Source organism: Bacillus sp. K2I17, assembly GCF_002209985.1.
GTDB classification, from domain to species: domain Bacteria; phylum Bacillota; class Bacilli; order Bacillales; family Bacillaceae_G; genus Bacillus_A; species Bacillus_A wiedmannii.
Genome location: NZ_NJGF01000037.1, coordinates 1 through 16,211 on the forward strand (window position 1 = coordinate 1; position 16,211 = coordinate 16,211).

The 16,211-nt window shown below is 37.3% G+C and carries 17 protein-coding genes and 1 pseudogene; 4 read left to right on the top strand and 14 right to left on the bottom strand.

Going from position 1 to position 16,211, the window contains the following annotated elements:
* The 8 genes and pseudogenes from CER22_RS25655 to CER22_RS25690 form a co-directional block, all read right to left on the bottom strand.
* A pseudogene (locus CER22_RS25655) lies at nucleotides 1-1,186 on the bottom strand (DNA translocase FtsK); the annotation flags it as partial.
* Nucleotides 1,187-1,341: 155 nt separating this feature from the next.
* The gene (locus tag CER22_RS25660; RefSeq protein WP_142293567.1) at nucleotides 1,342-2,298 is read right to left on the bottom strand and encodes an N-acetylmuramoyl-L-alanine amidase; all 957 of its coding nucleotides are present in this window, start codon (nucleotides 2,296-2,298) and stop codon (nucleotides 1,342-1,344) included.
* Nucleotides 2,299-2,336: 38 nt separating this feature from the next.
* Complete coding sequence (locus tag CER22_RS25665) at nucleotides 2,337-2,681, bottom strand: thiamine transporter (RefSeq protein ID WP_087984841.1); 345 nt, start codon at nucleotides 2,679-2,681, stop codon at nucleotides 2,337-2,339.
* 194 nt (nucleotides 2,682-2,875) lie between these two features.
* The gene (gene ytpR / locus CER22_RS25670; protein ID WP_088609954.1) at nucleotides 2,876-3,490 is read right to left on the bottom strand and encodes a YtpR family tRNA-binding protein; all 615 of its coding nucleotides are present in this window, start codon (nucleotides 3,488-3,490) and stop codon (nucleotides 2,876-2,878) included.
* Entirely contained in the window at nucleotides 3,487-4,299 is an 813-nt protein-coding gene (locus CER22_RS25675; RefSeq protein ID WP_000784602.1) for a DUF1444 domain-containing protein, read from the bottom strand. The genes ytpR and CER22_RS25675 overlap by 4 nt, the downstream gene beginning before the upstream one ends.
* A 78-nt stretch (nucleotides 4,300-4,377) precedes the next feature.
* On the bottom strand, nucleotides 4,378-4,692 hold the full coding sequence (locus tag CER22_RS25680; RefSeq protein ID WP_000838193.1) for a thioredoxin family protein: 315 nt from the start codon (nucleotides 4,690-4,692) through the stop codon (nucleotides 4,378-4,380).
* A gap of 83 nt (nucleotides 4,693-4,775) precedes the next feature.
* Nucleotides 4,776-5,285, bottom strand: a complete 510-nt coding sequence (locus CER22_RS25685) for a DUF84 family protein (protein ID WP_088609955.1) — start codon at nucleotides 5,283-5,285, stop codon at nucleotides 4,776-4,778.
* A 285-nt stretch (nucleotides 5,286-5,570) separates the two neighbouring features.
* Entirely contained in the window at nucleotides 5,571-6,644 is a 1,074-nt protein-coding gene (locus CER22_RS25690; RefSeq protein WP_001031515.1) for a M42 family metallopeptidase, read from the bottom strand.
* A gap of 148 nt (nucleotides 6,645-6,792) precedes the next feature.
* On the opposite strand from CER22_RS25690, the gene CER22_RS25695 reads away from it, so the two are divergent.
* Nucleotides 6,793-7,104: a PepSY domain-containing protein gene (locus CER22_RS25695; protein WP_048540743.1), complete on the top strand. Its 312-nt coding sequence runs from the start codon at nucleotides 6,793-6,795 to the stop codon at nucleotides 7,102-7,104.
* A gap of 72 nt (nucleotides 7,105-7,176) precedes the next feature.
* Nucleotides 7,177-7,686 carry a GNAT family N-acetyltransferase gene (locus CER22_RS25700; protein ID WP_088609956.1) on the top strand — a complete coding sequence of 170 codons (510 nt, stop codon included), beginning with the start codon at nucleotides 7,177-7,179 and terminating at the stop codon, nucleotides 7,684-7,686.
* A gap of 40 nt (nucleotides 7,687-7,726) precedes the next feature.
* Here the strand turns inward: CER22_RS25700 and CER22_RS25705 are convergent, their stop codons facing one another.
* A complete protein-coding gene (locus tag CER22_RS25705; RefSeq protein ID WP_075311122.1) occupies nucleotides 7,727-8,581 on the bottom strand; it encodes a YtnP family quorum-quenching lactonase in 855 nt (284 codons plus the stop codon).
* A 71-nt stretch (nucleotides 8,582-8,652) separates the two neighbouring features.
* Nucleotides 8,653-9,306, bottom strand: a complete 654-nt coding sequence (gene trmB / locus CER22_RS25710) for a tRNA (guanosine(46)-N7)-methyltransferase TrmB (protein WP_001239384.1) — start codon at nucleotides 9,304-9,306, stop codon at nucleotides 8,653-8,655.
* A gap of 228 nt (nucleotides 9,307-9,534) precedes the next feature.
* Between trmB and CER22_RS25715 the strand changes: the two genes are divergently transcribed.
* A complete protein-coding gene (locus tag CER22_RS25715) occupies nucleotides 9,535-9,813 on the top strand; it encodes a YtzH-like family protein (RefSeq protein ID WP_001122236.1) in 279 nt (92 codons plus the stop codon).
* Nucleotides 9,814-9,816: 3 nt separating this feature from the next.
* On the opposite strand, the gene CER22_RS25720 is transcribed toward CER22_RS25715, so the two are convergent.
* The 4 genes from CER22_RS25720 to pepV form a co-directional block, all read right to left on the bottom strand.
* On the bottom strand, nucleotides 9,817-10,614 hold the full coding sequence (locus tag CER22_RS25720) for a phosphotransferase family protein (RefSeq protein ID WP_087984845.1): 798 nt from the start codon (nucleotides 10,612-10,614) through the stop codon (nucleotides 9,817-9,819).
* 227 nt (nucleotides 10,615-10,841) lie between these two features.
* Complete coding sequence (gene pulA / locus CER22_RS25725; protein ID WP_088609968.1) at nucleotides 10,842-12,983, bottom strand: type I pullulanase; 2,142 nt, start codon at nucleotides 12,981-12,983, stop codon at nucleotides 10,842-10,844.
* 288 nt (nucleotides 12,984-13,271) lie between these two features.
* Nucleotides 13,272-13,817 (bottom strand): RNA 2',3'-cyclic phosphodiesterase, encoded by a 546-nt coding sequence (gene thpR / locus CER22_RS25735; RefSeq protein ID WP_088609957.1) that lies wholly within the window; start codon nucleotides 13,815-13,817, stop codon nucleotides 13,272-13,274.
* A 369-nt stretch (nucleotides 13,818-14,186) separates the two neighbouring features.
* On the bottom strand, nucleotides 14,187-15,593 hold the full coding sequence (pepV, locus tag CER22_RS25740; RefSeq protein WP_088609958.1) for a dipeptidase PepV: 1,407 nt from the start codon (nucleotides 15,591-15,593) through the stop codon (nucleotides 14,187-14,189).
* Nucleotides 15,594-15,950: 357 nt separating this feature from the next.
* Here pepV and CER22_RS25745 point away from each other — a divergent pair, with 357 nt between their 5' ends.
* Nucleotides 15,951-16,172, top strand: a complete 222-nt coding sequence (locus CER22_RS25745) for a DeoR family transcriptional regulator (protein ID WP_000805512.1) — start codon at nucleotides 15,951-15,953, stop codon at nucleotides 16,170-16,172.
* Nucleotides 16,173-16,211 lie beyond the last annotated feature (39 nt).

The window sequence follows — 16,211 nt, forward strand, 5'->3', positions numbered from 1 at the left end:
GCTCTTCTGCTTCTGCAATTACTTCCACTTCTTCTGACTCTTCTGTTTCTGCAATTACTTCCACTTCTTCTGACTCTTCTGTTTCTGCAATTACTTCCACTTCTTCTGGTATTTCCGCTTCTGCAATTACTCCCACTTCTTCTGGTATTTCCACGATGATTGTTTCTTCAAGTTTTTCTTCTGCTTTGACAATCACTGATTCTTCTGGAGCTTGCTTTTCTACTTCAATAGTAGGTTGTTCTATTTCTGTATTACGTTTAGTTTCTTCTGATAATATTGTATCCTCGTGCTCTACTTTAGAATCTACTAATTCTGTTTGTAGAATGTTTTTGACCACTACATCACTTTCTTGCTTAGCATCTTCCATACGCTCAGCAATTGTTTGATGAGGTACTTCACCCGCTGGAACTGCCTGCTGTGCACTAATTTCTTGAACCACTTCTTTTTCTTCTACTATAGGCTCTTGGCGTTCAATTTCATAACCGTTTTTCTCTAGCCATTGATCGACAACTGACTTTTCTTCCTTTTTACTTTGTTGATCTCGCTGATCAACACCTTCATGACTGGAAGAATTCGTTGCTTGTCCTTCTGAGAAATCAGATAATGTATATCCTTTTTTCTCTAACCATGCATCAACGACTGATTTGCCCTCTACAGATATTTCAAGATCTTCTCTTTCCTTTTTTTCCTCCTGCTTTTCTACCTTTTTCTCTACAGAAGGACGATTATATCCGTAAATTGGCGAGATCATTTCTGTTGGACGAAATGGTCTACGGTTACTTTCTTGCGAAGGTGCAGATGCTTTCTTTACGACAGGCTCTCTCTCCGGTTCATATTGTACTGCCGGCTCTTCATATGTAGAAACTACTTTTTCCACATACTGTCGTCTACTTCTTTCCACTTTGACCCCTCTTTGAGTAGGCTGATTTTCATATGTTACAACTTGAACAGGTTGTTCTTCAAAATGCCCTGTTGCTATAACATCCTCTTCATCGAACCCATTATCCGGTACTAATGGAAAACGGCATTTACCTGCATTCCGACTTGCCATTTGTGCTTCTCTTGCTTCAGTGTAGTGGTTTACACGAGGGATCTTCGGCTGACTTTCGATTTGCTTTGGTACTTCTTTATTTATCGCTGTTTGTTCTTCCTCTTTGTTAAACAGCTTTTTCATCCAATCTAACATGCTTACCACTCTTTCTACTAAATAGTAACATCCTTTATTGTATCAGCATTCGGCAAAAAGTGCAGGTAAAATTAAGCATGTCATATTTATCCATAACATTCTAATTTACGAGTGTTTTCATATGGAAAAACGCAGCCTTCCATGTAAGACTGCGTTTAAGCTTTACTCTTCCGATACTCATCTACACTATCCGTTACACTTTGCAATAAAGAATTTACATACTGTGGGTCAGATAATTTTTTATCTTCTTCAGAATTTGACATAAATCCAAGTTCTAATAGTACGCCAGGAACCTTTGCCCAATTAAATCCAGAAAGGTCATCCCTGAATTTAATTCCATTTACTTTCACTTGATGATTCTCTCTCATTTTATTTACAATCGTTTGAGAGATTTGAAGACTTTCAGCATAAATCTCTTTCGTGTACGGACTTCCTTCTGCCGGCGTTAATACAGCAAATCCACTTTGATTCGGATTTTCAGAGCCATCTGCATGAAGACGTAAAAATAAATTCGCCTTATGATCATTCGCAAATGTCGCGCGTTCTTTATTACTTATATCCACATCTTGTGACGTTCTCGTCATTAATACTTGTATTCCCTTTGCTTCTAACTTTTCTTTTAATACGGAAGCCATTTCTAATACAAGAACAGCCTCTCTTTTTTTCGTCACAACACCAGTTGTACCATCTGTCACTTTATATTTTTGCGTCGTTGCTCCTGGCCCGATTGGCTCCAAATTTAAATTTGCTTTTTGTTGATGCCCCGGATCAATAACAACAAGAAACTTTCCTTGTTTTTCATTACTCTCTACTTTTTGTTCATTATTTTGCAGCGGTTGCTCTGTTGGCTGCGCTGGCGTAACTTCCTCTTTCTTTTCCTCGGCCGGCACTTCCTCCTGCTTCTGCTCCACTTGCTCATTCGTTTGAACTGCTTGCGGTTCTTCTTTCTTTTCTTGTTCTTCTTGCTGCTTTTCTACCGGTGCGTCTTCCCTGTTATCTTGTTTTTTTTCCTGCATAGAAGATGTTACTTCTTTTTTCGGCTCTTCTTGCGAACAACCTCCCATATATATTCCAATGAATACAATCATGCTCATTATTTTTATATACTTCATGTGTTTCTCCCATCACTTTGCACCGGTCTCAAAGTTTTTTATAATTGTTTTATAATCTCATCCATATTTCCAATATGAACGGGTTGCCATGTTTCTGTACCACGCTCTGCCGTATAAACTAAATACGCACCATCAGCCACATTTACGAAAATCGGATCCCCCATATCTGTTTCATATCCGATAACAATCCATTCTTCTTTCCATTTTCCATGTTCTTCACTTATTAATGAATTTTTATGTTTATCATATCGATAACCGATTTGTCCTTTTTCTAATTCATTTTCGCTAAACACATATATTTCATAGGAACCTAGTTCGATATCTTGCTGTTTTGAAGTTTCAATTCGTTTCAGAAGTTCTGCGATTTTTAGTTGTTGTTTCATACGTCTATCCCCTTCTATTTTTCTAAATTTTAACTAGTTTGTTTATAAAATACAATATAGTTTTTGAGAAAAAAGGTGACATCCTTATCATATGAACGATTTTTTGAATATATCTGTCACAACTCGCAATATATCAATGATTCAACAGAAAAGAGAGGCTGTCCAAAAGGACAACCTCTCTTTTCTTACATCAATTAAAATTTGAACTCTTGTCCAACTTCAAAGCTATCTTCTAATACAAGAATACCTTTTTCTTGTGGAGCATTTGGAAGCTCTAATTCACGTGCTGAACAAATCATTCCAGAAGAAGGAACACCGCGAAGTTCAGCTGGTTTAATTAACATACCGCTTGGCATTACAGCGCCGATTTTTGCAACGACAACTTTTTGTCCTGCATCAACGTTCGGTGCGCCACATACGATTTGTAATGTTTCTGTACCGATTTCTACTTTACAAATGTTTAGCTTATCAGCATTTGGATGCTTCTCTTTTTCAGCTACATAGCCTACAACAAATTTTGGAGAAAGATCTGCTTCTACTGTTTCTTCAAAGCCGTTCTTCGCTAAAATCCCGTTGATTTTTTCTACAAATTCTTTCGTTAATGTTAGGTTACCTGTTTCTTTTACTTCTAAGTAAGAAGACGCATTAAAGATGTTGAATCCTGCTGTTACATCGCTTTCACGATCGTATACGCGTGCAACATCTCCTTTGCGATCAAAAGTACGGTTCTCTAAAGTAATATCTTGTAAGGCAACAATTAGAGTGTCACCAATTCCTTCAAGGTTGTAAAAAACGTTCACTTCGTTCATCCTTTCTCTTTTCCGTCTGTCTTCTTCCGATTCTTCGCTAAAATAAAGATTGGCTCGAAGTCTCCATCTTCATATACGAATGAAAGTGATGTAATCGGAACATGCCCTTCGGCAAAAAATTTCATTGTCATTTGTGCAATAATATCATAACCGATTTCGTTGACGATATCAGCAATAATTAATACATCTTGGTGAGGAACAGCAACAACCATGTCACCAGAAATCTTTTCACGCATCGATTGTAGTAACGATTCGTTTAAAATACGCGTCGCATCATACCCATCATTTGTGTTTAAAAAGTAGAATGTATTCCCTGCTACTGTTTCTTGTTTAAATTCATAACCTAATGAGCGAGCGTTGAATAATGCCATCTCACGCACTTGTTGCTCTGTAAGTTCTAATTTTTGTAATAGACGCTCATCAATGAGTCGATACGTTTTATTCGAATCTAACGCGTAGTAAATACGTGTTTCCGCCGTATGATCCGTCATAATAAACGGATTTCCTTCTTCTGCTTGTTTCGGGAAAGAAGTAGAGCGAATAACAGGTAAAATTTTCGCTGCGCTATTTTCTTCTTTATGCATCGCAATTAACGCTTCTTGTACGTAATAAGCAACCTCTTCAATTGCTTTTTCTTTATTCACTTCCCATTTTGCCACAACTCCTGGAAGCGATACGTTAATACCTTTTTTCGAGTCTTTCTGTTCTATACGTAGAACTTCTTTCTCGCTATCATACTGAAAGTCCCATTCTGGGCGAGATAATTTCTTCATTAACTCGTCTTTCATCTTTTTACTTGTCATCTTCATCTCTTTTTCCTCCCTTCCAAAAAAATAACCTCCCCCGCGAAGGTAGAGGTTGTTTTACAATTCAATTGGCAAATTGCCTTATTTTAAACCTTCAATGAACTCTTCGATTTGCTCTTGTGTTTTACGATCTTTGTTTACATAGCGACCTGTTTCTTCACCCTTATTGTACGCTACAAAGCTCGGAATGCCAAATACGTCTAATTTTACGCATAGATCAATAAACTCATCACGATCTACATAGTAAAATGAGAAATCACTATATTTCTCTTCTACTTCTGGCATAAACGGGTCTACAAAACGGCAGTCTGGGCACCATTCTGCTGAGAACATAAAGACTACATTCTCTTCATTTTTCAATTGTTGGAATTGCTCCATGCTTTCTAATGATTTCATCTATATTTCCTCCTCTAACGAGTGCATTTTTTCATGTTATAATCTTTCTTTTATACTACCATACATCGCGCATGGTGCAAGGTTTATGCTTGCTTTTCGTCATACTTATATTGCCCAACAAGTAACTTAACAACATGTACAAATAATTCCGTGCGGTCGACATAATCATCTGTAAAAATACCGATAGCACCTTCGTGACTACGAATATCTTTTCTTTGTACAAACTCTTCCATCACTTCACTTAACTCCTTGCCATCTTCAAGAGGTGCTAAAAAATCATCTGGTAACTTAATACGTGCACCGCCTGCAACGAATGTTTTACCGGTATTTGTTGCTAGCGCGCCCCAGTTACACATAAATAAACCGTGCTCCGTTTTCATTACGCCACCTTCTAATCCAATACCAATTTGAGCTTCTCCTTCTTGTAGCGCTCGCTTCGCTCTATTAACCGCTCCTTGCATCGTCTCTTCATCTGTAAACGGCTGATTTGCTACCCCTGAAGGAACAGAAATAGATGTAATTGTAGCATCTTTCCAAACCTTCTCCACAGCACCAACTTTCGTTTTATTCTTCGATCCAACTACTACTTTCATTTCGTTCACCTCTATAAAAATTCATCATTTTGTTCCATCCAATATCCGCTTCGGCACAAATTAAGTACCAACCACTATCACACACCACAGTGGAATCCCTTTTACCTATAAAAGAAGATGGCTTTCCGCAATATTATTGGTCCTAAACAAAAAAACAGGCTTCTTCTTTCTTCCTACCCACGGTCTTAATACACCATTCGAGCACCTATTAAGCACTAACCGCCACCACACACCGCTGGGGCATCTATTCAACCTAAAAAAAGAAGGGTTTTTCGCCCTTCTCCTCTACGCGTTATTCTTAATTGTCTCTAACGTCGTTTTATCCGTTGCTCTTACAAGCTTCGTAATGAGTTCTTTTGCTGCCGCATAATCATCAACATGTAAAATAGAAGCATGTGTATGAATGTAACGTGCGCAAACACCAATTACTGCTGATGGGATACCTGAGTTACTTGTATGTACACGGCCCGCATCTGTACCACCTTGTGAAATAAAGTATTGGTACGGAATGTTGTGTGTTTCTGCTGTATCTAAAATGAATTCGCGCATTCCTCTATGTGTTACCATTGTACGGTCGTAAATACGAAGAAGAGCACCTTTTCCTAATTGACCGAACTGCGTTTTATCACCAGATGCATCGTTTGCTGGACTTGCATCAAGCGCATAGAAAATGTCTGGTTGAATCATATTTGCAGCAGTTTGTGCACCGCGAAGACCAACTTCTTCTTGTACAGTCGCACCAGAGTATAATGTGTTTGGTAATGTTTCATCTTTTAATTCTTTTAATAATTCGATTGCAAGGCCACATCCATAACGGTTGTCCCAAGCTTTCGCCATAATTTTCTTTTCATTTGCCATCGGCGTAAACGGACAGATTGGCACGATTTGTTGTCCTGGTTTTACACCAATCTCAATCGCATCTTCGTAGCTATCTGCACCTATATCAATTAACATATTTTTTATATCCATCGGTTTTGCACGTTGCGCGTCACTTAATAAATGAGGAGGAATAGAACCAACAACCCCAATAACAGGACCATTCTTCGTCATAACTTGTACACGTTGCGCTAATAACACTTGACTCCACCAGCCGCCTAACGTTTGAAAACGAAGCATCCCGTTTTTCGTAATTTGCGTAACCATGAAACCTACTTCATCCATATGACCTGCTACAAGAACACGTGGGCCAGTTTCGTCCCCTTTTTTCAGACCAAATACGCTACCTAAACCGTCTTGCACAATTTCATCCGCATATTTGCTTAATTCTTGCTTCATAAAACGGCGTACATCATGTTCGAAACCTGATGCACCTTGTAATTCTGTTAACGTACGAAATAATTGTAATGTCTCTTTATTCACGAAGTCCCCTTCTTTCAAACCTTAGTAGAATACCTCTTTTATTGTAACGAAATTTTCGAAATGTTTCTAGTTTCTTCTTTTTTAACTGTATTTGCTTTATAATTATTATTGGTACACTATTTTTATTTTATAGAATTGAGGTGAATATATGAGCTGGAAAGGTTTAGTAGCAGGTCTTGGCGTTGGGTTCGCAGCTGGTTATCTTGTTGCAAACAAAGTACAAGAACAATCCCATATTTCTTCAGAAAAAGCATTGAAAATGGTGAAACAAGCATTAAGTCATAAAGGTGAAATTACTGGCTCTTGGGTACATATGGTTCCAGAGGCATTTGAAAAATATGATGTCGCATACGAAGTTTATCGTGGCGGTCTTACAACAATGTTAGATGATATACAAGAACGATTTGAATTTTTAGTTGATGCTAAAACAGGTACTGTTTTAGAGGTTATAGCAGCATAAAAAGGAGGGTTCCCATTAGGTGAACCTCTTATTTTTTAATTGTGAAAGAAATAAAAGGAGTATCGATGTTAGATGATATTAGAAACCGAATACTTATGCCTAAAGGAAATGCGACAAGATGATTTTGATGATTTAAAAATGATGTTGCAAGATCCAGATGTAATGTATGCTTATGAGCACAATTTTTCTGATGCTGATGTCCAATCCTGGTTAGATAAAAATATAAAACGATATAAAGATTTTGGGTTTGGCTTATGGGGGATGTATCTAAAAGAAACTGATGAATTTATAGGGAATGCCGGTTTAAGTATGCAGGATACCGATGTTGAACAGGTCATAGAAATTGGATATTTGTTAAAAAAAGAGTTTTGGCATAAAGGTTACGCAAGTGAAATTACTAAAAGCATTAAAGAATATGCTTTTAATGAATTAGGACTATCAAAAGTCTATTCAATGATTAAACATGACAATATTGCTTCACAAAAAGTTGCTAAGAAGCTTGGTATGATTAAAGAAAAAGAATTCATGACTAAATATTATAATGGAGATATGCTTCATTATTTATATAGCATATCTAAATAGGAGGCTGCTCCAGCAAATATTCTGGAACAACCTCCTATTTTTATGCTTCTACACTCGTTTTCCGCTCTATCTTTTCTACAATATGTCCTTCCTTATTCCACTTTACTGCACGGTAATACGCGTCATGATAAAACGTAAACCAAGCATCGTTTTCAGCGCCGTACTCCATCCACTTTTTCTTATTTTCAATTGATGTCATTGGATAATCATCGTAGGCCATCACCCATAGTACATTTTGATGTGCGTGCGTCGGCAATAGGTCTGCTAAATGAATCATCGTTTCACCTTTGCTTTCTAAAGCAATAACTGCATGTCCATCACTATGACCACCTGTATGCGCCATTTTTATTTCATCCGTAATTTCTATTTCTTGCTGGAATGTAACAACTTGATCTACAATCGGCTCCCAATTTTCCTTCCAATATGTATTACGCGACCTGATATTTGGGTTCCTCATTTCATTCCATTCTGTTTCGCTTACGTAAACTTTCGCATTCGGAAACGATGGTACAAGGTGATCACCTTCCCATTTCGTTAAACCAGATGCATGATCAAAATGCAGGTGTGTCATTAAGACATACTGAATATCTTCAGGTTTTAAATCTAGTTTTTCTAATGATTTATAAACCGATGACTCTTCTGTTACACCTTGATTTCGCTTCATCTTCTCATTCAATTTACCGTTTCCTATTCCGGAATCAATGAGCATATTACCGTCTTTCGTTTGCAAAAGTAACGGATCTGTTCGTAAATAAATATGATTTGTATCATTATGTTTATATTTACGTGACCAAAGCACTTTCGGTACAACACCAAACATTGCTCCCCCATCTAAATGTGTGTTCCCGCCTTTTAGCCACGTCACTTTTATATCTCCAATTTGTAACTGTTCCATTTTTCATCCCCCTTTCCTTTCAATATTAACATAAAATTCCGATTATTTTAGTTACAAAAAAAACCTATGCATTACTGCATAGGCTCTGTGCGATATTTTGCTTCAACTCGGTAAATACGATGACCTTTACTTGAGAATTTCTCTTCGTATTCTGTCATAATGTTTCCTTCATAATCACTATTATGAAGATCTAGGCTCAGGTAAGTTAATAACATACCATACTCAGCCATACTCATTAGAGAGTATTCAAATAAACCTTGGTTATCTGTTTTGAAATGAATTTCTCCGCCTTCTACTAACACTTCTTCATAATTGCGTAAAAATGTTTTATACGTTAGACGACGCTTCGTATGACGATTCTTCGGCCATGGGTCTGAGAAGTTTAAATAAACGCGGTCAATCTCACCTTTTGCAAAGAAAACTGTTAAATCTTCAGCATCTTTATTAATTAACTTTAAGTTCGGTACTTCTTCTTCAATTAATTTATCAAGTGCATCTACAACAACACTTGTGAATTTTTCAATTCCAATATAATTAATATGTGGGTTTGCTTTTGCCATATCGTACATAAAGCGGCCACGACCTGTACCTACTTCAATATGAATTGGTTGCTCATTTCCAAATACTTCTTTCCAGTTACCAGCGCGCTCCTCTGGGTTTCCAATTACGATATGTGAATACTCATTAATTCGATCCATTGCATATGGTTTATGTCTTAAACGCATAGATGTCTCCCTCTCTTTACATAGCTATTTTAAAGGAATAATTCCTTCTCTCTGTTTTAATCAATCTCCCAAACAAAAAACCAAGTACGTACGAGCACTCGGTCCGTTTCTTTCAAGTATAAGATGTACCATTTTGATAAAAACTACATACAGCATTAAACATTCCATGACGAAACAGCTTTTTCTCGTACATTTGAAGAGAAAAACAATCGAAAGGATGATCCGTTCATGCCAATTAATCAACAACATCAATTAGAAGTGCTGAAAGATATTTTAGTCAATCACCAAAGTGATTGTTGCGGGACAGTTTCTGAATGCGAGCAATTAGAGCGTCTCATTCAATCGTTACTCGCAAACGATAGTATAAGTAGTGACGCTAAAGCAATGCTAAACGATGTATATTCTTATAGTCAATCGGGTAAATCTTCCTCTAATTTGGACAACCACATTTCCAATAATCAAGAACAACTTACTCAGTGGATTGCTGGAATGGACAATTTTTCTTAAGTATTACTCTGAAGCAAGTAGTTGCTGTAAATATTGATGCCAATATTCAGCTTCTGCTTGCTGTTTTTTTGTTGTGTGCCATTGCATAGACAAAATCGTTTGTGCTATTACATACCATCTCATACGCCTAAGCAGCGATTCATCCATTTCAATATCATAATATTTGAGCCACTCGCTCCATTCGTGGCGCGGAATGTACCAATATAATAACATACCGAGGTCTAGAGCTGGGTCAGCAATTACAGCTCCATCCCAATCAATTAAAAACAACTCATCTTCATCCGACAATAGCCAGTTGTTATGGTTCACATCACAATGGCATACAACGAATTCATTGTATTCAATATCTTTTAATGAATCCATTAAATATTGAAGGCCTTGCTGAATTGTTTCATCATCCCTTATATCTCCTCTTAAAACCAGTTGCAGTTGTTGTAATAACTCTTGTGCGTGAAGCGGCTGCTTCCCAAGTCTTTGAATCATCTGTACAAGCGCTTTAGAAGAGTGTATTTTCTTCAAAAGTTTCGCAACACGTTCTAGTTTCATATCCTCTGGCTCTAGCTTCTGTCCCGGAAGCCATTTTTGAGCAGAAATTACATCACCGTTCGTTACCCTTCTTGTCCAAAGTAATTTTGGAACAATTCCTTCTGCTGACAATACCGCTAAAAAGGGCGATGTATTCCGCTTTAAAAATAACTTCTGTTGTCCGTTTTGCGCAATATACGCATCGCCCGTTACTCCACCAGCCGGTACAAGACTCCACTCTTTTCCTAATAATTGTTCCAACCATTCCATATTCATTACCCGTTAACAAATCCTTATCTTTTATAGTTATGAAAAGAAAAACCGCAACATTTCTACATATGTTGTGGATTCATATATTTTACTGTAAATGAAAAGAAAACTTGGCATAAGCCAAAAACTCTCTATTTTATTTTACAAAACCTGTCATAGAATGACAACTTATCAAAATCGTCACCTTTGTCAATTCTACATTTATTACATTCTCATCGTCAAGTAGCGATTTGTCACATTATCGTCAATATATACGTGCTAATCGGAGCGAGCCTAAGTTCCTTTCCTCTAAATGAAGAAATTGGCTCTATTTTCGCTTGCTTTTCGTTTACTAACACATGCCACGTTTCTTCTTTCGGAAGTTGCACCGTTTTAGCTTCTAAACCGCTATTAAATAAAACTATAATCTCTTTCCACGGTCCAAATGATTCTGCATGCTCTAGGTGATATGCAAGTACTTCTGGAGATGTTTGCAAAAAAGTCATGTGCTTTTTTATAAGGTCTGCGTTTTGTAATCGGAATGCTCTGTGCTCTTTGCGAATCGCAATTAAACCTTTTATATAGTTAACGGTCTCTATCTCTTCCTCTTTTTGATCCCAATCTAATTGATTAATTTCATCATTTGCATTATAACTATTTTCATTTCCTTGCTTCGTACGATAAAACTCTTGCCCAGCATGTAAGAAAGGGATGCCTTGCGAAAGAATCACCATTGCGCTCGCTAGAAGGTGACGTTTTTTCAAAATCTCTTCTGGTTCTTCATTACTCCGCATTAGTTTATCCCACATCGTCATATTGTCATGACATTCTACATAGTTAATGCTTTGCACAGGCTCTAGAAACAGACCTGTTTCTTTCATACTCAAAAGACTTCCCGATGCTATATACTGCAAATGATTACAGTCTACATGCCCACCAAATGCAAAACCACGCTTATTTATATGAAAGGTACTCCCTTTTATCCCATCACGAAATTGATCATTAAATTGCGCAATATGCGGCATTTTCTTTGCGTTATTTAACGTTGCTTTTTCCTCTAGAGGAAGTGGTGTTTGTAGCTCCCACCCTTCTCCTAATAACAATGCATCTCGCTTTATGTTTCGTACTTCTTTTTCTATTATATTCATTGTATCAACATCTAAAATTCCCATTAAGTCGAATCGGAATCCATCAACATTGTATTCAGTAAGCCAATATAAAATAGACTCTACAATAAATTTCCTCATCATTTTCCGTTCAGATGCTATATCATTCCCGACTCCCGTCCCATTAGAAGGCATACCATCTTCACCATGACGAAAATAATATCCTGGGACAAGCTTTTCAAATGATGATAGCTCTCTTTCATACACATGATTGTATACAACATCTATAATCACCCTAATGCCGTGCTCATGAAATGTTTCAATTAGTTGCTTACACTCTACTATCCTGTTATACGGGTCAGAAGGGTTTGTAGCATAAAATCCCGTAGGCGCATTGTAATATAATGGATTGTAACCCCAATTATATGCAGAAGAAGGATTCGCCTCATCTACACCACCGAAACAATATAAAGGCAATAATTCAACATGTGTAACACCCAAATCTTTTATATGAGACAAGCCTGTTAACGTCCCATTTCGCCCTGTTGTCCCTTCTTCCATTAGCCCTTTATATGTTCCTTTTTTACTCACTCCACTGCCCTTATGAATAGTGGCATCACGAATATGCAGTTCATACAGTATGGCATCTGTCATTGCGTGTAATGGTGGTAATTGCTCTCGTCTTGTTACATTTGTCTTTTCCAAATCGATAACAACGCCGTACTTCCCATTTACAGTCACTGACTTTGCGTAAGGATCCACTGCTTCATTCCATATTAAATTAATACAAACAAGAAATGTATACTTTTCTCCAGCTAAATTACCTTGTAATGTATGAGTCCAAACCCCACTTTCTCCTCTATACATTTCATGATCGGTATATTCTTTATCACTTTTATAAATCCTTACTTTCGCAAGCCTCGCAGTTGGAGCCCATACTTTAAATGTCGTTGCTTCTTTTTGATAAACAGCACCTAAATCTGTACCTTCGTAATAATACTTTTCATCGAAAATCGCTGTTCTTATGACAGCACCTATTTGTAAATCTGTTTCTTCATTCCGTTCATCTCGTACTGTATAATACTTCCCCACATCTAGCGGCTCTTCTATAAAGCACTCATACTTCGTTGCATCCGGAAGCGCAATTGTATGAGCAATCGGTAAATCTTTCACGTTACTTCCTTCTTGCAAACGAAATGTCCGGCTTGTTCCATACGCATGTGGGAGCAAAATTGTAATTTTATTCATTTCATCTAAATAGGCATCAAATGGACGTTTTACTTTCAACATAAAAAAATCACCATCATTCTTAAAGTTAAAATAAAGTGAAACTTTAATCAGCGGGAAAGCTTTACCCCACTGATTATTAGCCTTCACCAATTGGGCCTTTATGGGCAGTTGATCTCCCACCTAACTTCTTTGCTTGATCCTAATTTTGAGGTAGGAGTCTTACTGCCCGCAAATAGAGGGATGAAACGAGCTGCAAATGATAAGACTTTTCTTATCATTGAAGCCCTATACAGTAACTCATTATTCTCTATAGTATATTCACCTGTATAAAAAACGTTTTCATACATTCTATTTTTGTAATTTTATTTCAGCAATCGCTTTATACTTCGGTGTCTCCTTCACGTGAGATTCGTATAAAGTAATCGTATCCGCTTGAAATGATATTTCAGGTACTTCCTTTATATGTTCTAAATCAAACTTCTCTTCTCCTACCCATTTACGAGCAACAGTAATATGCGGATGATACGGGCGCGCTTCTAAAGAAAATCCATTCCCTTCACACATAGCGTGCACTTGCTTTTGTAATTGAAGCAAATCGTAATTCTCGCTTACCTTCGACCAAAAAATACGCGGCCTATCTTCCATACCGAACGTAGAAAATCCTTGTAATGTGAACGATAGTTCTTGCGTTTCTGTAAGGGTTTGTAATCCATTCTTTATTCCTTCTAATTGTTCCTCTGTTGCACTACCTAAAAATGAAAGGGTAATATGGTAGTCTTCTTTATGTACCCATGAACGAAATGGTAATTCCTCCTGCATTTCCTCTTTATAGTTAGACAGCACTTCTTTTATATGATTCGGTAACGTAATCGCGACAAAATAATGCGGCTCCATGTACATCTTCTCCTTCTTTCTATTGTTGCTTTTCTTTCTTATCTCATTCAATTAAATAGAATCAAACTTCCCTACAAGTCTAACCAAGTTAGGGTCGCGTTAATAAAGTGAAACTTTAATCAGTGGGGGTTTTGTCCATCCCCTACTGATTATTAGCCCTCACCAATCGGGCTTTTACGGGCAGTTGATCCCCACCTAACTTCTTCGCTTTCGCTAAATTTTAAAGTGGGGGGCTTACTGCCCGTTAATGCGGGATAAATGAAATTATATCGACTTAACAACTAAATACGATAAGAAAAGCAACCTATACGTAACAGAAAACCGTCCCAAAATATGTATCGGGACGGCCTCTCCTTATTTATATATCCATTACTTCGCTAATTCATGAATTGCTTGCGCGTAAATTGCTGTTGCTTTTAATAAGTCTTCAATTTCAATGTACTCGTCTTTTTGATGCGCAAGTTCTTCTTTTCCAGGGAACAACGGACCAAACGCAACGCCAGCTTTCAATGAACGAGCGTAAGTACCGCCGCCGATTGCTAATAGCTCTGCTTTTTCACCTGTTTGTTCTTCATATACGCGTTGCAACGTACGAATTAACACGTGGTCTTTATCAACGTGATGCGGGCGAGAGTTTGAATAATCCGCCACTTTAAATCCATGATTACCAACGTATTCTTTTAACTTTGCAATCATTTCGTCAAAGTTAGTCGTAACCGGGTAACGTACATTTAATCCTAAATTACCACCATTCTCTTTCGTATAAGAAAGGCGACCAACATTCACAGTTAACGGTCCGCTAATATCGTCTTTATAAGAAATCCCAGCTTTCTCTCCTAAAATATCTCCTGTAAATGTTTCTGTTACAAACGATGCAAACGAAGCCCCTTTTCCATCAAGAGCAACTGTAGTTAAGAAGTTTGCCAGTAATAAACCTGCATTCTCACCCTTCTCTGGAGTAGATCCGTGAGCTGAAATCCCTTTGATTTGCAACGTCACCGTATTACCTTCTACAATTGCTTCACCTATTTTTTTAGCAGTTTGTAAATACTCTTCATATGCTACTGTAAGTGTATTTACATCTTCTCCTGTAATAGTCGCTTCCGCAAAATCAGGAACCATATTTAAACGGCGACCTGATTCAAATGAAACAAGTTCATATGTACCTTTCTTCTCTTCACTACCACTTTGCACAACTTGTATATCAGAAATTCCTTTTTCTGCATTAATAATTGGAAAATCTGCGTCTGGCGCAAAACCGATTGTTGGCATTTCTTCGTTTTTAAAGTAGTGATCTACACATTTCCAATTGCTTTCCTCATCTGTTCCTAAAATCATGCGAACGCGTTTTGAAAGAGACAAACCCAATTCTTTCACAATTTTCATCGCATAATAAGCTGCCATCGTTGGGCCTTTATCGTCAATTGCACCACGTGCAAAAATCTTTCCATCGCGAATATCTGCACTATATGCGGGAGTCGTCCAGCCATCTCCTTCTGGTACAACATCAACGTGACAAAGAATACCTACTAACTCTTCTCCTTGTCCCATTTCAAGATGACCTGCATACCCTTCTAAATTTTTAGAAGCAAAACCTTCAGTTTCTCCTTTATGTAACATGAAAGATAAAGCTTTTTCTACACCTTCACCGAATGGTGCGCCCTCTTTCGCTGATTCTTCTTCCCATACACTTTTAATTTGTAAAAATTGTTGTGTATCACGAATTAAATCATCTTTTCGTTTTGCAACTTCTTCTGTCCAATTAATCGCTGACATCACGCATCCATCCTTCACTATATTGTTTCTTTCATCATAACAAACCGAAATCTCTTATGCCATATACGAAACTCAAATACCTAACAATTGTAACATTTCAGATATTTCTTATTAGTTTTTCTTTTATTTTTCTAAAAAAATTTGCAGGAATTTGGCGTTTTACGTAGAATTTTATGTGTTAGTTGACTGACCATATATACAATGTCAACTACCAATATTTTTCTATATGAATATTTGTTAAATTTCTGTAAAATTTAAGTAGATTAAAGCATGAATTTTATCATGTAGAGTACAATGGTAGTAACGACCTTCTTTCCTGAATGGGGTCAAAAAAACTAGTAGAGGAGTGGTTTTCTCTTGAAACCTACAACTACTCGTATGCTAACACGCATTAAATCAATTTATATGTACATCAATGAAAACGGAACGGTAACGACGAAAGACCTTGTAGATGAGTTCGGGATCACACCGCGAACGATACAACGTGATCTAAATGTGTTGCAGTTTAATGAACTCGTGTATAGCCCTTGCCGCGGTAAGTGGACAACAACAGGAAAGAAAGTGAGAATGACCTCATAATGAACAAATAATTGTATGTAAATAAATACATACCCCTTT